Genomic DNA, 19,492 nt, shown 5'->3' on the forward strand with positions numbered 1-19,492 from the left:
CGTCTCCTGTTCGAGTGAATGTGCCCGCTATCATTTGGATAGTAGTATTCGATTGTCGAGTATGTACCTTTTGTATATATAGGCACCTCATGGATAGCGAAGACAGATCTCCCTTCGGCTACGACGCGTTCCGGCGCTCCTGCCCATCGCATACCGTGCTCGAGATGCTCGCGAGCAAATGGGTTTATCTCACCGTCTGCGCGCTGCGGAGCGGCCGGCTGCGCAATGGCGAGCTGGCGCGCAAGCTGGAGGGCATCACTCCCAAAATGCTGACGCAGACGCTGCGCGTGCTGGAGCGCGACGGCCTCGTGCGGCGCGAGGTGTTCGCGGTGATCCCGCCGCGCGTGGAGTACGAACTGACGGAGCTTGGGCGGAACCTTGCGGGATTGCTCAGCCAGATACGCTCCTGGGCGGAAGAGCATGCATCCGAAATCAAGGATGCCCGAACCCGGGCATCGGCCGATCACGGCGAGAAGGCCGCTATGCCGTGAAGACGGCGAGGCCGATTTTTGGCGATTGCCAGCTCTGAGGATGCCGGCAGGTCTCCGGCATGACTCGACTATGCCCGGCGATCAGCCGATCATGGCGCTGCGGCCGCCCGTTTCGGCCTCGCGGATCTTGGTGTCGCGCGATTCCAGCATCTCCGCCTTGGACAGCTCCGCTTCAGCTTCGCCGAGTAATGATTCGGCAGTGCTTCGCTGCTGGGCGAGGTCGCTTTGTGAATTCCTGAGGTTGTCGCGGCGCAGGCGAGCCGCCTTGGCGAAGGTCGGATAGGCGAAATGGTTGATGTCGGTGATGCCGGCCTTTTTCTCTTCGGCGATGATCTGCGCCTCCAGCTCGACGGCCATGCGCTCGAACTCGGCGATCATCATGTCCAGCTGCAAGAGCTGCCGCCGCTTCTCATTCACCTGAAACTGCTTCAGTCGAACGAGGTTTTCACGTGACTTCATGACTCGATACTCCGCAAACGCACACCTGCAATACCGTCCAGTCCGCCCGGAAAGACCTAAGCGCTGCCCGTTTCCCCCGGCTTTCCCTGGGCTATAGGAAACAAAGCCCTAAAGATTTTCGCCGGCGGTAACCATTCGTTTACGGGCATTGTTAATCATACGGGCGAGGACTTAAGGCCGGGTAAAAATTCCGGCGGCGGCGGGAAGCCCGGGCCAGCGAGTCCCTGGAGTCACTTAGGCTGACTTTTTAATGTGGTGCATTAGCGGTTTTGGTCTGTGATTCGTTATTAGATTCAAGTGGGTGTAGAAAGGGGTTAAAAAATCTGGTATCGTGGATGGCACGAAATTAGGATTTGTTAACCAGTCGGTGGCACCTTCTGTTCAGGCAATCACTGCTCCGGGTCCCGGACGGGTCGTGACACGGTCCGGCAGCAGAAAAGGGGAATGAAATGCGTGTTCTGCTGATTGAAGATGACAGTGCAACCGCACAGAGCATCGAACTGATGCTGAAATCGGAGAGCTTCAACGTCTATACGACCGATCTCGGCGAAGAAGGCGTCGATCTCGGCAAGCTCTACGACTACGACATCATCCTTCTGGACCTCAATCTCCCCGATATGTCGGGCTATGAAGTCCTGCGCACGTTGCGCCTTTCCAAGGTCAAGACGCCGATCCTGATCCTCTCCGGCATGGCCGGCATCGAGGACAAGGTGCGCGGCCTGGGCTTCGGCGCCGACGACTATATGACCAAGCCCTTCCATAAGGACGAGCTGGTGGCGCGCATCCACGCGATCGTGCGCCGCTCCAAGGGGCATGCCCAGTCGGTCATCACCACCGGCGACCTTGTGGTCAATCTCGACGCCAAGACGGTCGAGGTCGGCGGTCAGCGCGTGCACCTGACCGGCAAGGAATATCAGATGCTGGAGCTGCTCTCGCTGCGCAAGGGCACGACGCTCACCAAGGAAATGTTCCTCAACCATCTCTATGGCGGTATGGACGAGCCGGAGCTGAAGATCATCGACGTCTTCATCTGTAAGCTGCGCAAGAAACTCGACGCGGCGTCCGGCGGTCAGAACTACATCGAAACGGTGTGGGGCCGCGGCTATGTGCTGCGCGAGCCGGAAGATATTCGCGTCAGCGCATAAGCGATCTCAGCGATTCGAACGAAAAACCCGGCTCAGGCCGGGTTTTTGCTTGAGCGCATAAGCGATCCAGGTGATTCGAACGAAAACCCGGCTCAGGCCGGGTTTTTGCTTGAAAACGGTTCCGGCGAATCAGGCGGCTATCTTCAGGACGCGAAAGCTTTCGAGCAGTTGCGCACGGTTGAAGGGCTTCAGCAGATAGCCTTGGGCGCCGGCGCGCTTGGCGCGCATGATCGCCGCGACGTCGACCTCGACCAGCGAGACCAGAATCTGCGGCTTGATGGGCGCTTCGATAGCACGGATGCGGCGAATAAGGTCCACGGCCGGGACGTCGGCAAGACCACCGTCGATGACGATGATATCGGGCATGTCGCCGGCGCAAATGTCGGTCGCCTCGACTCCGGTCGAGGCCTCGACGACAATCATATCCGAGCCGCCAAGAATGCGTTTTGCGACCTTCCTGATGACGCTCGAATCATCGACGAACAGGCAGCGCTTCATGTCCGGGTCCTCTTTGCCATCTGCCGAACGCAATCTCGGGGTGGCCGCAAACCACCATAGGCCAATCTGGTAAAGAAGCCGAAAAGCCGTTAGGTAAAGTTTTTCCAAACACGGTATCGGGCGGCCTTGGCCCCGCAGCGCGATTACATAGATCGCGGCTGGCATTGCTCAATCTGCGCCGCCAGCAAAAATATCAGCAACAAAAGATACTTCGGTTTTTCTTAGGCTGCCGTCAGCACGATCTCCTCGGCGGTCGCGTGGATCGAGATCGTCATATTGGCCTCGCGCGCCAGAAGCAGCGTATAATAGGGCTGGACCGAATGGGCGTCGATCGGCTCCTCCGGCTTGTGGCCGGAATGCAGCTCGAGGAATTTCGGCGGCACGCGCAGCATCGGGCCACTGGCCGACAGCGAAAAACGCGGCTCGGTTTCGAGACTTTCCAGCGTGACCACCAACTTGCCGCCCCGCGGTATGGCTGCGTTGGCGACGAGAATGAGGTTGAGCAGCAGCTTGACCTTGTTCTTAGGAAGCAGCGCACGGGGGCCGTTCCACAGCAGTTCCGGCTTTTCGTTCTTCAAGAAGGCGATGGCCACGGCCTCGGCATCGCCCGTGTCGATCATCATGCCGGCGGAACCCGCGGCGCCGAAGGCGATGCGGGCAAACTGCAATCGCGCCGAAGCGTTCTTGGCGCTCTGGCGAATAAGTTTCATGGCGTCTTCGTCGGCGCCGCCTTCGTCGAGCAGCTCGAGGCCGTTGTTGATTGCGCCGACCGGCGAAATGATGTCGTGGCAGACACGGCTGCAAAGCAGCGCGGCGAGATCTGGCGCGGAAAGGGTGAAAAGCTCGGCCATCGGCGAAATCCCTGCTTAAGTCATTTGTTCATGGCCGAGCGACGGTTTCGCGCCTGCCCACACGAATCACGCTCTTTTCCAAGGCTTTCTGAATACACAGGGCCCGAGCGCGCATCAACAAATCCAAAATCATCGACGGCGAAAATGGTGTGTTTCGCGGGGGAAACCCGCCGCAGCGGCAAAAGCGCAGCCTTCGAACCGCCATCTTCGTGTGGGAGCTTAATGGTTGAAAAAGGATTACGGCATAATTTGCCCGTGATAGCCACCCCGAACGGCCGGCAAGAGCCGCAGGGGTGCGAGGCGTCGGCGAAAGTGCTCCCTGACGGAGATTGGAAGCATGTTTTCCCGATACTACGACCGGACGTTCGTCCGCGTCCTCACCATGACCATCACACTCCTGGCGGCTTTGGTCCTTTCGACCTCGGCGTCGCGGGCTCAGCAGTACACCGCTCAGGAAATCGTCGATTCCGGTCATAAATTCTTCGGCGAGACATCCGGCGGTCTGGCCACCGTCGTCGAGAAGATCTTCGCCTCCTACGGTCTGCCCAATGGCTACCTGCTCGGCGAGGAAGGATCCGGCGCCCTGATCGGCGGCCTGACCTATGGCGAGGGGACGCTCTACACCAAGAACGCCGGCGACCATAAGGTGTTCTGGCAAGGCCCTTCGCTCGGCTGGGATTTCGGTGGCGAGGGGTCCCGGGTGATGATGCTGGTCTATAACCTCGACGATATCAGCAGCCTTTATAACCGCTTCGGCGGCGTTGCCGGCTCAGCCTATGTCATCGCCGGCGTCGGCTTCAACGTGCTGCAGAGCAACCGGGTGCTGCTCGTGCCGATCCGCACCGGCGTCGGCGCGCGTCTGGGAGTCAATCTCGGCTATCTGAAGCTCACCGAAAGGCCGACCTGGAACCCGTTCTGATCGGATTGCGCTCGCTACGATCGCTCGGACAGTGCTGATCGCGCCGCGGCAAGCTCTTGCCGCCGCGTTGAATTTCCGCCATGCCAAGCTGGCACGATCCAGCGATTGCCGCGCCGTAAAGTGGATAGCACGCCTTGGTCCAGTCGGTTCTGTTCTTCGTACTCGGTTTCCTTTGCGCCGTTTTTCTGGCGTCGCTGGTCGCGCCGGCGGTCTGGCGGCGGGCCGTTGTCCTGACGCGCAGGCGCCTCGAGGCTTCGCTGCCGCTGACGCCGGCCGAAATTCAGGCGGACAAGGACCGGGTGCGGGCGGAATATGCCATGACGACGCGCCGGCTGGAGATAACCGTCAAGAACCTTCAGGAAAAGGTCGCTGAGCAACTGGTGGAGATCGGCCGCGCGAACGAGGCTTTGAAGGGGCTCGCGGTTGAAAGAAAGGACAAGAATCAGGCGCTTTCCGACCTGCAGGCCAAGAATGCGGAGCTCAGGCAGCGCGAGGAAGAGTTGCACCGCCTGGCGGAGAAGCACGCGCAGACGGAGCGGGCGTTGGAGAAGCGCGCGCTGGAGCTGCAGAAGCTCGAGCAGATGTATGACGACGCCAGCTTCTCGTCCTCGAACCGGCAGATCGAGCTGGTTGCCCGCGAATCGGAGCTGGAAAAGCTGGCCAGTGACATCGCGTTGCTCAAAGGTCAGCGCAGGGAGGCGGACCGACGCAATCAGGAGGTCGCGTCGGAAAGCAAGGCCGCCCGAGAAGCGCTGAAGGCGGAGAAGAAGAAAACGGCCGAGCTCGACAAGAAGGTCGGGCGGCTGCTCGCGACGCTTGCCGACCGCGAGGAAAAGCTCGACCGGCGCGAGAAGGACCTCGCCCGAATGCGCGAACGTTCGAAGGAGAGCGCTGCAAACGGCGTTGCGCGGCTGGCTGCCGGAACGGACGCGAAAGGCGACGATGTCGATAAGGCAATCGCCAGGCTCGAGGGCGATCGGGAACGGCTGGAGGCGAGGCTGACAGCGCTGGCGCGTGAGAACAAGCGGCTGAAGACCGATCTTGCCGCCGCGTCGGGGGCGGCAATGCCCGAATCGGCGGGCGACGCACGCTCCGGTGCCGGCCTCCGCGAACAAATGAACGAGCTGGCAGCCGAGGTGGTCAATCTGACGATGAAGCTCGATGGGCCGGACTCGCCTATCGCCAAAGCCCTGGCGGGCGAGGGGCAGCAGAATGGGCGCGGCGTCAGCCTTGCCGATCGCGTGAGGGCGTTGCAGAAGGCCGGCCCGTCCAACTGAGGTGTGTTGGTATTCAGGTGAGGCCGGCCTGCAAATGCCGGCTTCCTGCGCTTCCGGTGCTCACGTACTTTAAGTACGCTCCGCTCCGGTTCTCGGAAGCCACCATTTTCGACTCGGCCTGACCTGAATCTCAACACACCTCAAAGCGTTGCAGCTGTTCGGGCTCCCAGGTCGGGACCGCTAGCGGTTTGAAAAGTGATGCAGGGCTATTGCCGACGCGGCGGCGACGTTCAGGCTGTCGAAACCTTCCGCCATGCCGATCCGCACCGTGTGCAACCGGGCAAGCAGGTCTTGCGGCAGGCCTTCGCCTTCGGTGCCGAGATAGAGTGCCAGCCTGGCCGAATGTGGCGCGGCCCGGATGTCGGTAATGCCGCTTGGCGATAGCGCGAACTGGGCGAAGCCAAGCCGATCGAGTGTCGCGGTGAATGTTCCGGTGTCGCCGAATAACGCAAAGGGAACCTTCAGCGCCGCACCGACGGAAACACGGATTGCCTTGCGGTAGAGCGGATCGCAGCACGTCTGGTCGAGCAGCACCGCGTCGGCGCCGAAGGCCGCCGCATTGCGGAAGATCGCGCCCATATTATCGTGATTGGATATGCCGACCAGGACGACGACCAAGGCGCGCCGGGGCAAGGTTTCCACCAGGATCTCGGCGGGCGCCGGATCGCCGCGCAAGCCGATCGCCAGGATGCCGCGGTGCATGTGGAAGCCGGCGATCCGGTCCATGACCTCGCCGGCGGCAACATGGACCGGAAAACCCGCGGGCGCCTTGCGCAAGATGTCCTGCACGCCAGCCAGCCTGTTTTCGAGGATGAGGGCAGACTCGGCGGCGAAGCGTCCGCTCGACAGAAGAAGGTCCAGCACGACCTTGCCTTCGGCGACGAAGCGGCCATGCCGGCCGACAAGGTCGCGCTCGCGGATGTCGAGATAGGCGGCGACGCGCGGGTCCCGAGGATCGTCGATGGGGATGAGATTCATCCAAATCTCGCCGGCAAAAATTGCCAGCGAGATAAGGGGCTTTGGATGGCGCGGGTCAAGCCCCGGCGCGGCGCAACCGATAGGCCATCTGTGAAAGGTCGCCGTCGCCGAAAATGCCTTCCAGCATGCGCAGCAATTCGCGCACCGCCTCGGATTTGCAGGAATAGTAAATCATCTGGCGGTCGCGCCGGGTCTCGACGAGATCGAGCGCCCTCAGCTTAGCGAGATGCTGCGACAGCGCGGACTGGCTGAGTTGCACCTTCTCGGCGATGGCGCCGACCGACATTTCATCGTCGATCAGGTGAGCCATGATCAGCAAGCGCTTTTCGTTGCCCATGAGCGTGAGAAAGGCGGCCGCCGATTCCGCATTGGCGATTAGCTTATTTGAGATCATAGATCCCCCAAGGGTCCTGGCTCATCCAGACGCCAGGGGGCAATGGCGCCTGATTCCACGATGTTCAGATGTCGCTAGGCGCTGCTGAATCAGCGCCACTACAAAGGTAGATCATTTCATCTAAATCTCAAGCGTTGCTTTTGCCGGCGCGCGATCAACTATCGCTCTTGCTCGGCCGCGCGTCCCGCCCTGGCCATCTCGACAAGCACCGAACGCAATTCGCGCGCGCTTTGCAAAGGCTGGGGAAAGAAAATCCTGCAGGTCGCATCGGGGGCGGCGAGATCCATGCCATCAGGGTCGAAACCGGTGACGATCCAGCCGTCGCCTTCGGCGCGGCCGAAATGACGGGCGTAAAGGGCAAGCGCGTCGCGATGGTCGGTATTCATGTGATCGAGTGCGGCCTGCTCGCTGCCGGCGAACTCCTCGATAAGGGCGGGATCGGTGATGAAATCATCACGGTCGAGAAGAAAGGCCTTGCCGAAGCCGCCATTCAGGCTGGTGCGCTCGGGCTCGAGCCGGAAGAACGAGAAGTCGCCGAGCCCGGCATAGAGCTTCGCCTTCGGATTGCGGTTGAGATAGCGGCGTTCGGCTCGGATCTGATCGGCAGATCCCCGTTCCAGCCGCAGGGCCCGGCATGCCAGGCTGATGCGCGGATGCGCCAGCGGATCGCCCTTGCCGGGTTCGCCAAGCAGCAGCGAGCAGCGCGGATCCGCGAGCAACGCACCGGTATGCGCGGACAGCATCGAGATCAGGATCAGGGGCGTGCCGTCGATGTCGGTGGCGACGCCAACCCTGCTTGCCAGCGGCGCGCCGGTGCCAGGCTCGATCACCGCGAGCGCGCCGAAACGTGCTGCGCGGATCAGGGTTTTCGCGAGCCTGATCGCCTCGGCGTCGGTCTCGCGAATGACGTCCTTTTTCGGTTCGGTCACAGGTTCACCCGAGATAAGTTGATTTCTGTTCTCCGGTTATCGGCCGAGTACACCCGCCTTTGCAAGGGCTGCGATTTCGTCTTCGTTCAACCCAAAACGGCTCAATATGTCCGCAGGGTCGCGATCGGCGACGTCCGGCGCCGCGGCAAGCGTCTGCGGGTTTTGCGAGAAACGCGGCGCCGGCGCCGGGCGGTCGAGCTCGCCGGACTTCACAAAGCTTTTCCTGGCGCGGTTGTGCGGATGGTTCCTGGCTTCGACCAGGGACAGCACGGGCGCCACGCAAGCGTCGGTCACGGCGAAAAGCGTGGCCCATTCGTCGCGCGTCTTCTGCTTGATCCGGCCGGCAATGGCGGCGCGCATTGCGGGCCACGACGACTTGTCGAACTGGCTGCCGACAAAATGCTCGTCGAGAGACAGCAGCCTGGCGAATTCGGCGAAGAAGCGCGGCTCGAGGCAGCCGACGGCAATGTGCCTTGCGTCAGCCGTCTCATACGTATCGTAGAAAGGCGCGCCGGAATCGAGCAGGTTGTCGCCGCGCCTGTCGCTCCAGAGACCCGCCGCCATGTAGGCGTGGATGGGTGCGGCGAGCATCGAGGCTCCCTCGATCATCGAGGCATCGACCACCTGGCCCTTTCCGCTGCGCGAGCGCTGGAAAAGAGCGGCGAGCACGCCGGCGATCAGCATCATGGCGCCGCCGCCTTGATCCGCGACGAGGTTGAGCGGTGGCACCGGCGGCGCGTCCTGCCTGCCGATCGCATGCAAGAGGCCCGCATAGGCGAGATAGGTGATGTCGTGCCCGGCTCGCCCGGACAGCGGCCCGTCCTGTCCGAATCCGGTCAAGCGGCCATAGATCAGCGCCGGATTGCGCTGCAGAACGGCATCCGGCCCGAGGCCGAGCCGTTCCATCACGCCGGGGCGAAAGCCTTCGACAAGCACGTCGGCCCCTGCCACAAGGCACAGCAGCAGGTCGGCGCCCGCCTGGCTCTTCAGGTCGAGCTTGAGAATGGAACGGCCGTGGCGGTCGAGATCGTATTGTTCGGGCAGGCTCAGAAGCGGCTGACCGGCATCGGCACGTTCGACGCGCAGCACCTCGGCGCCCATTTCGGACAGCATCAGGGCGGCAAGCGGCACCGGACCAAGCCCGGCCATTTCGATCACTTTCAGGCCGGCGAGCGGCCCGGTCTTTCCGGTGGAAGCACCGGCGCCTGTCGGCGAGCCAGACATCCCCGCTTATTTCGGCGCCATGCGGATAGCGCCGTCGAGGCGGATGGTCTCGCCGTTCAGCATCTGGTTCTCGACGATGTGGAGCGCAAGCGACGCATATTCGGACGGCTCGCCGAGCCGCGGCGGGAAGGGCACGGAAGCGCCGAGCGAATCCTGCACTTCCTGCGGCATGCCGGCCATCATCGGCGTCTTGAAGATGCCGGGCGCGATGGTGCAGACGCGAATGCCGGATCGCGCCAGGTCGCGGGCCACAGGCAGCGTCATGCCGACGACGCCGCCCTTGGAGGCCGCATAGGCGGCCTGCCCGATCTGGCCGTCATAGGCGGCGACGGAGGCGGTATTGACGATGACGCCGCGCTCGCCGCCGGCGAGCGGGTCGAGTTTCGCCGCCCGGTCGGCAACGAGGCGGATCATGTTGAAGGTGCCGATGAGGTTGATCTCGATCACCTTGCGGTACTGGTCGAGCGGATGCGGTCCCTCCTTGCCGATCGTCTTCATGCCGATGGCAATGCCGGCGCAATTGACCAGGATGCGCGGCTGCCCAAGCTTTTCAGCCACTTCGGCGATCGCGGCCGTGGCGCTGTCGCCACTGCCGACATCGCATTGGACGGCAACGCCGCCGATGTCGGCCGCGACTTTCGCCGCGCGCTCGATGCCCACGTCGAGGATGGCGACGCGGGCGCCCCTGGCCGCCAAGGCGCGCGCCGTCGCCTCGCCAAGGCCCGACCCGCCGCCGGTGACGATCGCGATCTGGCCGTTCGGGTTCATGCAGGCCTCCCAGCGACCGGATTATGCTACGAAGCGCGCAAAGGAGGCGCAACAGCAACAGGCGGGTCGACAGATGCCTGCCCGGTAGCGGCCGACCGCGCCAGGGCCGGGACAAGTTCCGCAACCCTTGTCATGTTGGCGTGGCAGACCTCGCCGGTAAAGCGGGCGACGGCGCCCGGCTTGATCTCGTGATGCAGCAACCGGTCGAGATCGACCGGGCGCGGCATGGTGATCTGCCCGCGCGGAAAGCGCTTGAAGCCAAGCGGTCCGTAGTATGGCTCGTCGCCAACCAGGATAACGGCGGGCGCGCCGGCCGTCCTGGCCGCCTCCAGCGCGATCGCGACCAGCTTGCGGCCGATGCCGAGATTCTTGTAGGCAGGGCGCACCGCAAGCGGGCCGAGCATCATAGCGCGTCCGGCGCCCGCTGCCACGCGCGTCATGCGCACCGAAGCGATGACCGTGCCGTCCTTGACGGCGACGAAGGACATCGAGCGGTCATGTCCTCCCGACTCGCGGATCTTGTAGGCGGCAAGCACGAAACGACCCGGACCGAAGGCCTCGTCGTTGATGGCTTCGATTTCAGGGTCATGCGCCGGAGTCTCCGGCAGGTATTTCACGTCGGCAAGGCTCATGGTCTTTGCGTTCCGGTATCGAGGAAGGTCTGCTGCAAAGCGGCAGCGTTCGCCAGTCAACGCTTCTTAAGCGCGGGCGCCCTTTCGTCGTCGGTCGAACCGGATCGAGGCAAAGTCGAACATGGGCGCCTCCGCTAGCATCAATTTTGGGCCGCTGCAATCGGTGCTTTCAGGCTTTCTTTGCGTCCATGACGAACTTATCCGTCCCCGGAGCGGTTGGTCATTTGACGAACTGGTTCGTCGTTTGACGAACTGTTCATCCGCTGAGGGCTTCGCCAGCCCGGTCATCAACCTAGATAATATCGAGCCGCAGGGAGATTTTTCGCATGGGATTGCTGATTGAAGGCAGATGGCAGGATCGCGCGCCCAACACCGACAGCGGCGGCCGGTTCGTGCGAACGGAATCGCAATGGCGCGACTGGATCACGCGCGACGGCGTGCCGGCGCAAGGGCGCACGCGCGGCTTCAAGGCGGAACCCGGCCGTTATCACCTCTATGTGTCGCTCGCCTGCCCATGGGCGCATCGCACACTGATCTTTCGCGTCCTGAAGAAGCTGGAGGGCATCATCTCCGTCTCCGTGGTGCACCATTTCATGGGGGAGAACGGCTGGACCTTCAAAGCTGAGGACGGCGCCACGGGCGACACGCTCTACGGCCTCGATTTTCTGCACCAGGTCTATGCCAAGGCCGATCCGGCATATTCAGGCCGCGTGACGGTGCCGGTGCTGTGGGACAAAAGGCAAGAGACCATCGTCAACAATGAGTCCTCCGAGATCATCCGCATGCTCAATTCCGCCTTCGACGAATGGGGCGACGCCGGTCTCGACTTCTATCCGGCGGCGCTACGCGCGGAGATCGACAGGATCAATGCGCTGGTCTATCCGGCAATCAACAACGGCGTCTATCGCGCCGGCTTCGCCACCACGCAGAAAGCCTATGAGGAAGCGTTCGGCGAATTGTTCTTAGCGCTTGATACGATCGAAGAGCGGCTTTCGCAGCAGCGCTTTCTGACCGGCGAACGCATCACCGAGGCCGACTGGCGGCTGTTCACGACGCTGGTTCGTTTCGATCCGGTCTATGTCGGCCACTTCAAATGCAATTTGCGCCGCATCGCCGACTATCCGAACCTGTCGAACTATTTGCGCGATCTCTATCAGGTGCCCGGCGTCGCGGGCACGGTCAGCCTGCATCACATCAAGGCGCATTATTACGGCAGCCACAGATCGATCAACCCGACGGGGATCATTCCGGCAGGGCCGGAGCTTGATTATGCCGCGCCGCATGACCGGAACAGGTTCAGGAAGGCGGCTTGATTACCAGTAAGCCGAGTTACGCTCGCCGCCAAAAATCTCCGCTATCCGCTGCAGCGTCGCCGGCGTCGTGCCCTCCGGCAGGCGGTCGAGCGGAAAGAAACCCGCTTCGGCGATCTCGTGGTCAGGCAGTTTCGGCGCCGTCTGGTAGAAGGCTTCGATCAGATAAAGGCCGACATGGTCGCGCTTGCTGGGGCGATGGTTGAAATGCATCGACTTCAGCACCGGCGGCGCAGTCAGAGCGATGTTGCCTTCCTCGGCCAGTTCGCGCGCCAGCGCTTCCTCAAGGGTCTCGCCCACCTCGACGCCGCCGCCCGGCAATTGCCAACCGGGAACATAGGTGTGGCGGATCAGGAAGACTGAGTTGGAGGCACGGTCATAGACCAGCCCGCGCACGCCAAGCGTCATCGGGCGGCGCAGCAGGAAGTAGAAATGGAACAGCCTTGCCCGCAACCCCGGCCAGCCGGTCTGGCGGAATGCCGCGTCAGGATCGGCCGGGCGGTTCATTCAACGATCCCCAAGCAGATGGGTTGCCCCACGAACATCTGCCTGGCTTTCCTTGTTTTTCGCAGGTTCTGGCCGCAAAACCGTGGGACACTTTTGCGGAACTTGCTTGGGCGAACAGCAAACGGTGAGTGGAAAGCCTCGTCGGCGTCGCTTAAGAAGGGGCCATGTTCAGGCTCGCGCATATTTCCGATGCTCATCTGGGACCGCTGCCCGATGTAACCTATCGCGACCTCGCTTCCAAGCGCGTGCTGGGCTACGTCAACTGGCAGCGCAATCGCCGCCGCCATATGCATGACTCGGTGATCGACACCATCGTCGCCGACATCAAGGCCGGCGCGCCCGATCACCTGGCCGTCACGGGCGACCTCGTCAACCTGGCGCTCGATGGCGAGATCGAGATGGCCAAGCACTGGCTGGAGACGCTTGGATCGCCAAATGACGTTTCCGTGGTCCCCGGCAATCACGACGCCTATGTGCCGGGCGCCTTCGACAAGGTCTGCCGGTCGTGGGCTCCCTGGATGACGGGCGACGGCGTCAATAGCCCGGTCGACCGCAATTCCTTTCCGTATCTGCGTGTGCGCGGCAATGTAGCGCTGATCGGCGTCACCACGGCGCGCGCCACCGCGCCCTTCATGGCCAACGGCTTCTTCATGGAAGGGCAGGCCGAGCGGCTCGCCAAGATCCTCGACGATGCCGCGGAGCAAGGGCTGTTCCGCGCCATCATGATCCACCATCCTCCGGTGCGCGGTGCCGTCCCGCAGCATAAGCGGCTGTTCGGCATCACTCGCTTTCACAAGGTCATTCGCCGTCATGGCGCTGAACTCGTCCTGCACGGGCATTCGCATCTGCCGTCACTGTTCACCATCGGCGCACGGGGCGCCAAGGTGCCCGTGGTCGGGGTTGCCGCCGCGGGCCAGGCGCCCGGCGGCAAACACCCGCCGGCGCAATACAACATCTTCGAAATCGACGGTGAAAAGGGCGACTGGCGTCTTCGCCTGATCCGGCGCGGCCTGACGGGACCAGCCCTGCCGCCTGCCGACCTGCAGGCCATCGACCTCGATGTGCCCGCCGGCACGGCGCGCCAGCTCGTCAGAAGCTGATCTTCATCTGCATGATGCGGTCCCAAAACAACGCCAGCGAAACCGCCAGGCCGACAAGGGCGCCTGCGGCGATCAGGCCGAGGCCGGCGAAGAAGGTCGTCCAGCCATTGCGGCCGCTTTCGGATCGGATGGGCGGCTCCGCTTCCTGGACCACGGGGCGATGCAGGCCGCGAACGGCGCTCTCCACGCTCCCTTCCATCATGCGCTGCCGCTCGACGACACGCTCGGCCACGTAGCGCATCACCGCATCGGCAACGGCTTTCATCTCGGTCGATTCGGCCAGCACCACGCGGCCGACGCGCGTATCCCTGAGGAAGCGATAGGTGCGGCGGTCGCGTCCCATGGCGACATGGCTCACCGCATCGATCCATAGCCGCGGCTGCAGGCCGGACGAGACGGCGAAGTCGAAGCTGTCCATGTCGGCCGGGACATCGGCAAAGACCGGGGCAAGCTCGCTCGCCAGAAGATCGAGCCGCATGCGGTGCGCCTCGCGCATGTCGACGACCACGTCATCGCGGTCGGCAAAGGCGTTCTTGACGTCGCGTACGGCATCGGCGAGCTTTCGCGACGGTTCGATCGGGGTGATTTTGTCGCCTGCATCCGTCATGGCGGCTGCCTCACTGTTGGTTAACAGCGAGTTACCACAGTCGCCGGCAAAATGCACTGCCGACGACGACCCGCGCGACTGCCGCGGTCCGGCGGAAGCGGGTTACGGTGTTTCGAGATCGGTACCGGAGAGATCAACCTGCCGAAGCGTCCAGCGGTGGACGCAGCCGTCTGCCGCGCCGCCGCACGTTGCGACGCACGATTTCGGCGATCAGGTCAGGAACTTCCTCGACCAGCATGTGACCAGCGTCAAGGACATGATGCAGATGGAAATGCGACGGCAGCGCCTCGGCCTGCTCGACCGGCAGCAGCGGATCCTCCGCTCCCCAAACGACCAAGACCGGCATGTCGAGCGTATCCAACTGCGCGCGGGGGATGACGCCTTGCCGGTCATCCTTCGTCATCGCGGCCGCCATATCGATCAGGGTCTGCAACTGGCCCGGTCGGGTGCGCATCCGACAGAGTGCATCCACCACGTGATCGGGCGGCACGCTTCGCGGACCCGACATGGCGGCAAGGCTGGCGCGGACCTGGTTGCTGCCGGCCGCGGCGGCGTAGCGGCGCAGCAAGTCGGCGTTGATTTCCGGGCCAAAACCGCCGGGCGCCAACAGCGTAAGCGAGGCCACCCTGTCGGGGTCGGCAAGCGCCATCGATGTCGCGACCGCGCCGCCCATTGAGTGACCGACGAGATGGACCTTGCCCAACCGGCGGGCGGCCAGATCGGCGAGGATGGCTCGCGCGGCTGGCTTGGCGCCGCCCAGGCCTTCGCTTTCCAGGGACTGTCCATGGCCCGGCAGATCATAGGCCAACACTCTCGCCCGCGCCGCCAGCGAGGCCGCGACGTCACGCCAGATCTCACCACATGCTCCGAAGCCGTGCAGAAGCACGATCGTCCTCGGACGGGCGCCGCTTTCGACCGCATAAGGGAATGGACGCATGAAAAAATGGGGCGGTGAACAAGGCAGGAGCTTCAAATTGTGGCTGAATTGCTCCCGAACCGGATTGATGGCCAGTAAAATTTTCGCGACCGCAGCGCCCCGTCAGGCGCTCGATGCGCAAGAATGTCCTAATATATGCCGGATCACAGCGTCATACTTTGGTGCTCCGGCATTCGTGGCCCAAATGAGTATGGAGAGTTGGATTAGCTCGGGTTGCCGATCCCAGCGGCCCGCAAGGATTGAACCAGCCGATCGGTGAGATCCGGGGGGTATTTGCGATCGACGAATGTCGCGCGCGGGTCGGCGGCGAACTTCGGGAATTGCGCGGTGAGCTCGTTGGCAAGCTCACCCGCCAGCTTGTCGCGTCCCGAAATCCTGGCGCCGATCAGGCGCGCGGCCAGATAATGCGACTTTGATGCCGTCGTGCGCAGCGACTCGCTGGCGAGCGCGGCCTTTTTCATATCGCCCTGCATGAAGGCTCCGACGAAAAGGCCATAATCCCACCAGGTTGGATGGCCGCTGAAGGCTTCGACCGCGTGGTCCAGGATCGGCGTCCCCTCATCATATTTGCCGGCGAAGATCAGCCCGTAGCCATAGGCGGCGGCCATGCCGAGGTCGTACGGGTTGAGTTCGTAAGCCTTTCGCATCAATCGGATCGCTTCGTCCGTGTTGCCGAGACGCGAGTTGACGTAGCCAAAGGCGCGATGCGCGTGCGGGCTCATCGGCCCCATCTGGACGGCCCGGTGGGCAAGCGACATGGCCTTTTCGAGCGTCGCTTCCGGCGGATAGGCATAGTGCGCGGTGACGGCTTCCACATGAAGCGCGGCCAGCTCCGCGTAGACAAGCGACGATTTGGTGCCCTCGCCGACCAGCTTCTCCAGGCAGCGATACGCAATTTCGTGCGTCTGGGCGCTCATGTCGAGATAATAGCGGTCGTCGAGCACCAGGCATCCGATCTGGCTGGTCCGGATGTCGCTCTGGTCGATGTAGCTGTAGATCGCGCCCGAAGCGGGAACCGTCGAGGTGAGAAGGCTGGCGACGTTGCCTTCAACCGCGCCAGGGGCGCTCTCGGCTGATGTAAGGTTGCGCGACAGGAGAACCCGCCCGGTCCCGACGCTCTGCAACTCCACCGTGACGTCGCCGGCAGCGGGCCCGGGAACAATTTCGAAAACGAAACTGATCGGATCGGCGGACCGATCACGCGTCGAATCCGCATCGCGCCCGATGAAATCGATGGTGTCAAAACCCGCAAGCCCGGCGCGCAGCGACGACGCGACGCGAGCCGCCTCCGCTCCATCGGCTTTGACGGCGATGTAGATCAGCGGCAGGGATTCGAATCCGGACTGGGCGGTGCCGGCCAGGCGCGCCGTCTCGACTGTCGCGGCAGTGTCGCCGCCGTTGAGGAAGGCATTGCCTTGACGCACGATGAGCACGCCGAGCATGACAATGACCAAAGCCATGGCAGCCCAGAAGAACCGCAATTGCCGCGTGAGCGACTGGGCGGGTGCTGCGGGCGCCATCAGCGCTACGGGTTCGCCGGGTGCAGAGGCGTCGAGATGTTCGGCTGGAGCGGCTTCGGCCGAAGCGTCGGGCCGCTGCGCGACGGTTTTGGAGGCGGACCTGGCGTCGCCAGGCAGGCGGATCGCATTCGGCTCGTAGGACGGGACATAACCGCCGCGCGGGATCGCGATGCGCACCGGCTCGGCGACACCTTCATTGGCGAAATACTGCTCCAGAAGTTCGCGCAGACGACCGGCCTGAACCCTGACCACGGCATCGGTGGAGGCGTCGAAATCGCCGTCCTTGCCGAAGACGTCCATGGCGATTGAAACGCCTTTCAGCCTGTCCGCCTCGCCGGCCTGCTCGCGTTCGACCAGATAGCGTAATAGCCTGCGGGCACGCTCGGATCGTCCGAACGTTTCGCTGGCAAGCAGTCGCTCCAATGTCTCGCGCACTGCGGGGGCGGCAGGCGGGGCATGCTCCAAGTGTCGAACCTTTCGAAGTCGGCACAGGTTAGGGAGCGATAATATAGCGCTCGCGCCGGCGCACAAGGATGCTTCTATTATGTGATCGCGTAAGCCACCGGAAATTCCTCCGGCGGTTAACGAATGGCAGGTTCGCATCCGCTTCTGCAGCGTGGCGCAAGCTGGAATGCGCCAGCTCAACCGCTGAATCAGATCATCCGGCTAGAGCGTTCACCGTTCACGGAACGGTGAACCGCTCAATTTTTTGTTTGACCGGAATTCCGGACGGAAGGCTACGGCGAAACCGCCGAGCCTAACCGCCTCACAATTTTCCTGGAATTTGCTCTAGCCGCCGATGATCCGGTTGGCGGCCGAAACGACAGCCTCCAGCGAGGCGGCGACGATGTTGGTGTTGATGCCGGCGCCGAACAGCTTGCCGCCCGGATACTCCATCTCGACATAGGAGATCGCCGAGGCGTTGGAGCCGCGCTGCAGGGAATGCTCGGAATAGTCGAGCACCGACATGTCGACGCCGACATGGCGCGAGAGCGCATCGACAAAGCCGTCGATCGGGCCGGTGCCCGAGCCGGTGATGGTCACTTCCTTGCCATTGTCGAGAATATCCGCTTCGACCATGCGCCGGCCCTTCACCTCGGTGTCCGGATAGGTGCGATGGTCGAGGAACTTCAGCCGCGCGCCGGGCTGGTCGACATAGGATTCGAGGAAGCGTTCGTGGATGCGCCTGGCTGGCACTTCCTTGCCTTCCGCATCGGTGATCGCCTGGATCGCCTGGCTGAACTCGATCTGCAGATTGCGCGGCAAGTTGAGGCCGTAATCTGCCTGCAGCACGTATGCGATGCCGCCTTTGCCGGACTGCGAGTTGATGCGGATGATCGCCTCGTAGGTGCGGCCGACATCGGCCGGATCAATCGGCAGATAGGGCACTTCCCAGATTGGGGTGTTGGCCTTCTTCAGAGCTTTCATGCCCTTGTTGATGGCGTCCTGGTGCGAGCCGGAGAAAGCCGTGTAGACCAGCTCGCCGACATAAGGGTGACGTTCCGGGATCTTCAGCTGGTTCGAATATTCGTAGACGTCCTTCATCCGGTTGATGTCGGAGCAGTCGAGTTCCGGATCGACGCCCTGGGTGAACATGTTGAGCGCCAGCGTGACGATATCGACATTGCCGGTGCGTTCGCCATTGCCGAACAGCGTGCCTTCGACGCGGTCGGCGCCAGCCATCAGGCCGAGCTCGGTGGTGGCGATGCCGGTGCCGCGGTCGTTGTGCGGATGCAGCGAGACGATCAGGTTCTCTCTGGCATCGAGGTTGCGGCACATCCATTCGATGCGATCTGCATAGACGTTGGGCGTCGACATCTCGACCGTCGACGGCAGGTTGATGATCAGCTTGTTGTCGGCCGTCGGCTTCACGATCTCGGTGACCGCGTTGCAGATCTCCAGCGCGACTTCGAGCTCGGTGCCGGTGAAGCTCTCCGGTGAATACTCGAAGCGGTAGCCGCCGCCGGCCTTGGCGGCCATGTCGGTGATCATCTTGGCGGCGTCGGTGGCGATGCGCTTGATGCCGGCGACATCCTTCTCGAACACGACGCGGCGCTGCAGCTCGCTGGTCGAATTGTAGAAATGCACGATCGGGCGGTGCGCGCCCTTCAGCGCCTCGAAGGTCCGCGTGATCAGCTCGGGCCGGCACTGCACCAGCACCTGGAGTGAGACGTCGGGGGGGACGCCGCCTTCCTCGATGCACCAGCGGGCAAAGTCGAAATCCGTCTGCGAAGCCGAGGGGAAGCCGATTTCGATTTCCTTGAAGCCCATGTCGAGGAGCAGCGCGAACATGCGCGCCTTGCGCTCATGACCCATCGGGTCGATCAGCGCCTGGTTGCCGTCGCGCAGGTCGACCGAGCACCAGATCGGCGCCTTGTCGATGGTCTTGTTCGGCCAGGTGCGGTCGGTCAGGCCGACCGTCGGGTAGGATTGGTATTTGCGTGCCGCATCCGGCATGTGGCCGGCCGCGCGCTTCCCGGCTTCAGCCTCGCTGGCGCGGATTTCTTCTCGTGCGTTCATCGTCGTTTCTCCCGGCGGCCCGCATGCCCGCTTCAGGCGGATGGGTGGCGAGCGTCGCCTCTACCAAAAATTCGTTCGCTTGATGTGACTTTGCCAAAGTCTGGCCAAGGAGCATGCGCCTTGAGCGGCGGTTTCGACCGCCGGGCGCTCCTTCAGCGAACCCGGCGATCGCCGATAAGGCCGAGAAGAAGCAGGGTCGAGGCGAGCGCGCGCGCGGTCTCGCCGGCAAAGCCGGTGCGAGAGGAGGCGACGGAGCGGACGCGCGTGGTCATGCCGGCTCTCTTACAGGAGCGGCCCGTCGGAGGCAAGCGGGACGCATGAATGAACGCCCTTGCCTAATAGCGCCGCCGGTGCGGACAGTCTTCCCCGCGCCTCGCAAATGCGCCAGACTTGGTTTCGAAGGCTTGGCACCGAGCGAAGCTCCGG

21 protein-coding genes are annotated in these 19,492 nt (G+C 63.0%); 7 read left to right on the top strand and 14 right to left on the bottom strand.

Annotated features, from left to right (window positions below; all coding sequences use genetic code 11):
* The first annotated feature begins 89 nt into the window (after positions 1-89).
* Entirely contained in the window at positions 90-491 is a 402-nt protein-coding gene (locus LB552_RS09110; RefSeq protein WP_140838824.1) for a winged helix-turn-helix transcriptional regulator, read from the top strand.
* Between the two features lie 81 nt (positions 492-572).
* Here the strand turns inward: LB552_RS09110 and LB552_RS09115 are convergent, their stop codons facing one another.
* Complete coding sequence (locus LB552_RS09115) at positions 573-950, bottom strand: flagellar export protein FliJ (RefSeq protein WP_040989842.1); 378 nt, start codon at positions 948-950, stop codon at positions 573-575.
* Positions 951-1,399: 449 nt separating this feature from the next.
* Here LB552_RS09115 and ctrA point away from each other — a divergent pair, with 449 nt between their 5' ends.
* A complete protein-coding gene (gene ctrA, locus LB552_RS09120) occupies positions 1,400-2,095 on the top strand; it encodes a response regulator transcription factor CtrA (RefSeq protein WP_006203583.1) in 696 nt (231 codons plus the stop codon).
* 129 nt (positions 2,096-2,224) lie between these two features.
* On the opposite strand, the gene LB552_RS09125 is transcribed toward ctrA, so the two are convergent.
* Positions 2,225-2,593, bottom strand: a complete 369-nt coding sequence (locus LB552_RS09125) for a response regulator (protein ID WP_224524466.1) — start codon at positions 2,591-2,593, stop codon at positions 2,225-2,227.
* Positions 2,594-2,814: 221 nt separating this feature from the next.
* A complete protein-coding gene (chpT, locus tag LB552_RS09130; protein ID WP_095766435.1) occupies positions 2,815-3,444 on the bottom strand; it encodes a histidine phosphotransferase ChpT in 630 nt (209 codons plus the stop codon).
* Positions 3,445-3,826: 382 nt separating this feature from the next.
* On the opposite strand from chpT, the gene LB552_RS09135 reads away from it, so the two are divergent.
* Together LB552_RS09135 and LB552_RS09140 are read left to right on the top strand one after the other, a co-directional pair.
* Complete coding sequence (locus LB552_RS09135; protein WP_224514585.1) at positions 3,827-4,363, top strand: DUF1134 domain-containing protein; 537 nt, start codon at positions 3,827-3,829, stop codon at positions 4,361-4,363.
* A gap of 134 nt (positions 4,364-4,497) precedes the next feature.
* Positions 4,498-5,640, top strand: coding sequence for a hypothetical protein (locus tag LB552_RS09140; RefSeq protein WP_224604216.1), 1,143 nt, complete (start codon positions 4,498-4,500; stop codon positions 5,638-5,640).
* A 180-nt stretch (positions 5,641-5,820) separates the two neighbouring features.
* Here the strand turns inward: LB552_RS09140 and LB552_RS09145 are convergent, their stop codons facing one another.
* From LB552_RS09145 to LB552_RS09170, 6 genes are all read right to left on the bottom strand, one after another.
* A complete protein-coding gene (locus LB552_RS09145) occupies positions 5,821-6,618 on the bottom strand; it encodes a TrmH family RNA methyltransferase (RefSeq protein WP_224604218.1) in 798 nt (265 codons plus the stop codon).
* Between the two features lie 55 nt (positions 6,619-6,673).
* Complete coding sequence (locus LB552_RS09150) at positions 6,674-7,012, bottom strand: ArsR/SmtB family transcription factor (protein WP_095766438.1); 339 nt, start codon at positions 7,010-7,012, stop codon at positions 6,674-6,676.
* A gap of 158 nt (positions 7,013-7,170) precedes the next feature.
* A complete protein-coding gene (locus LB552_RS09155; protein ID WP_224604221.1) occupies positions 7,171-7,941 on the bottom strand; it encodes a HugZ family protein in 771 nt (256 codons plus the stop codon).
* A gap of 36 nt (positions 7,942-7,977) precedes the next feature.
* A complete protein-coding gene (locus tag LB552_RS09160) occupies positions 7,978-9,165 on the bottom strand; it encodes a CaiB/BaiF CoA transferase family protein (RefSeq protein WP_224604224.1) in 1,188 nt (395 codons plus the stop codon).
* A 6-nt stretch (positions 9,166-9,171) separates the two neighbouring features.
* Positions 9,172-9,933, bottom strand: a complete 762-nt coding sequence (locus tag LB552_RS09165) for a 3-hydroxyacyl-CoA dehydrogenase (protein WP_224604227.1) — start codon at positions 9,931-9,933, stop codon at positions 9,172-9,174.
* 26 nt (positions 9,934-9,959) lie between these two features.
* On the bottom strand, positions 9,960-10,565 hold the full coding sequence (locus LB552_RS09170; protein ID WP_224604230.1) for a GNAT family N-acetyltransferase: 606 nt from the start codon (positions 10,563-10,565) through the stop codon (positions 9,960-9,962).
* Between the two features lie 121 nt (positions 10,566-10,686).
* Between LB552_RS09170 and LB552_RS09175 the strand changes: the two genes are divergently transcribed.
* Positions 10,687-10,908, top strand: coding sequence for a hypothetical protein (locus tag LB552_RS09175; protein ID WP_181174696.1), 222 nt, complete (start codon positions 10,687-10,689; stop codon positions 10,906-10,908).
* Positions 10,892-11,878 carry a glutathione S-transferase family protein gene (locus LB552_RS09180; RefSeq protein WP_224603602.1) on the top strand — a complete coding sequence of 329 codons (987 nt, stop codon included), beginning with the start codon at positions 10,892-10,894 and terminating at the stop codon, positions 11,876-11,878. The genes LB552_RS09175 and LB552_RS09180 overlap by 17 nt, the downstream gene beginning before the upstream one ends.
* On the opposite strand, the gene LB552_RS09185 is transcribed toward LB552_RS09180, so the two are convergent.
* The gene (locus LB552_RS09185; RefSeq protein WP_095766444.1) at positions 11,879-12,382 is read right to left on the bottom strand and encodes an NUDIX domain-containing protein; all 504 of its coding nucleotides are present in this window, start codon (positions 12,380-12,382) and stop codon (positions 11,879-11,881) included.
* 164 nt (positions 12,383-12,546) lie between these two features.
* On the opposite strand from LB552_RS09185, the gene LB552_RS09190 reads away from it, so the two are divergent.
* The gene (locus LB552_RS09190) at positions 12,547-13,482 is read left to right on the top strand and encodes a metallophosphoesterase family protein (protein WP_224603604.1); all 936 of its coding nucleotides are present in this window, start codon (positions 12,547-12,549) and stop codon (positions 13,480-13,482) included.
* Here LB552_RS09190 and LB552_RS09195 read toward each other — a convergent pair.
* The 4 genes from LB552_RS09195 to leuA all read right to left on the bottom strand — a co-directional run bounded on the left by LB552_RS09195 (position 13,472) and on the right by leuA (position 19,066).
* Positions 13,472-14,089: a hypothetical protein gene (locus LB552_RS09195; protein ID WP_095766446.1), complete on the bottom strand. Its 618-nt coding sequence runs from the start codon at positions 14,087-14,089 to the stop codon at positions 13,472-13,474. The two genes, LB552_RS09190 and LB552_RS09195, sit on opposite strands and share 11 nt — an antisense overlap.
* 133 nt (positions 14,090-14,222) lie before the next feature.
* A complete protein-coding gene (locus LB552_RS09200) occupies positions 14,223-15,026 on the bottom strand; it encodes an alpha/beta fold hydrolase (protein WP_224604724.1) in 804 nt (267 codons plus the stop codon).
* 203 nt (positions 15,027-15,229) lie between these two features.
* Positions 15,230-17,011: a tetratricopeptide repeat protein gene (locus tag LB552_RS09205; RefSeq protein WP_224604234.1), complete on the bottom strand. Its 1,782-nt coding sequence runs from the start codon at positions 17,009-17,011 to the stop codon at positions 15,230-15,232.
* A 324-nt stretch (positions 17,012-17,335) separates the two neighbouring features.
* Positions 17,336-19,066, bottom strand: a complete 1,731-nt coding sequence (gene leuA / locus LB552_RS09210) for a 2-isopropylmalate synthase (protein WP_224604238.1) — start codon at positions 19,064-19,066, stop codon at positions 17,336-17,338.
* Between the last annotated feature and the right edge of the window lie 426 nt (positions 19,067-19,492).

It is taken from the genome of Mesorhizobium sp. CA7 (assembly GCF_020165015.1).
Classification (GTDB): domain Bacteria; phylum Pseudomonadota; class Alphaproteobacteria; order Rhizobiales; family Rhizobiaceae; genus Mesorhizobium.

Coding starts and splice junctions, on each gene's coding strand:
- LB552_RS09110 (WP_140838824.1), top strand. CDS start 90: ATGGATAGCGAAGACAGATCTCCCTTCGGCTACGACGCGTTCCGGCGC.
- LB552_RS09125 (WP_224524466.1), bottom strand. CDS start 2,593: ATGAAGCGCTGCCTGTTCGTCGATGATTCGAGCGTCATCAGGAAGGTC.
- LB552_RS09185 (WP_095766444.1), bottom strand. CDS start 12,382: ATGAACCGCCCGGCCGATCCTGACGCGGCATTCCGCCAGACCGGCTGG.
- leuA (WP_224604238.1), bottom strand. CDS start 19,066: ATGAACGCACGAGAAGAAATCCGCGCCAGCGAGGCTGAAGCCGGGAAG.
- LB552_RS09165 (WP_224604227.1), bottom strand. CDS start 9,933: ATGAACCCGAACGGCCAGATCGCGATCGTCACCGGCGGCGGGTCGGGC.
- LB552_RS09175 (WP_181174696.1), top strand. CDS start 10,687: ATGGGCGCCTCCGCTAGCATCAATTTTGGGCCGCTGCAATCGGTGCTT.
- LB552_RS09180 (WP_224603602.1), top strand. CDS start 10,892: ATGGGATTGCTGATTGAAGGCAGATGGCAGGATCGCGCGCCCAACACC.
- LB552_RS09200 (WP_224604724.1), bottom strand. CDS start 15,026: ATGCGTCCATTCCCTTATGCGGTCGAAAGCGGCGCCCGTCCGAGGACG.
- LB552_RS09150 (WP_095766438.1), bottom strand. CDS start 7,012: ATGATCTCAAATAAGCTAATCGCCAATGCGGAATCGGCGGCCGCCTTT.
- ctrA (WP_006203583.1), top strand. CDS start 1,400: ATGCGTGTTCTGCTGATTGAAGATGACAGTGCAACCGCACAGAGCATC.
- LB552_RS09160 (WP_224604224.1), bottom strand. CDS start 9,165: ATGTCTGGCTCGCCGACAGGCGCCGGTGCTTCCACCGGAAAGACCGGG.
- LB552_RS09115 (WP_040989842.1), bottom strand. CDS start 950: ATGAAGTCACGTGAAAACCTCGTTCGACTGAAGCAGTTTCAGGTGAAT.
- LB552_RS09190 (WP_224603604.1), top strand. CDS start 12,547: ATGTTCAGGCTCGCGCATATTTCCGATGCTCATCTGGGACCGCTGCCC.
- chpT (WP_095766435.1), bottom strand. CDS start 3,444: ATGGCCGAGCTTTTCACCCTTTCCGCGCCAGATCTCGCCGCGCTGCTT.
- LB552_RS09170 (WP_224604230.1), bottom strand. CDS start 10,565: ATGAGCCTTGCCGACGTGAAATACCTGCCGGAGACTCCGGCGCATGAC.
- LB552_RS09135 (WP_224514585.1), top strand. CDS start 3,827: ATGACCATCACACTCCTGGCGGCTTTGGTCCTTTCGACCTCGGCGTCG.
- LB552_RS09145 (WP_224604218.1), bottom strand. CDS start 6,618: ATGAATCTCATCCCCATCGACGATCCTCGGGACCCGCGCGTCGCCGCC.
- LB552_RS09195 (WP_095766446.1), bottom strand. CDS start 14,089: ATGACGGATGCAGGCGACAAAATCACCCCGATCGAACCGTCGCGAAAG.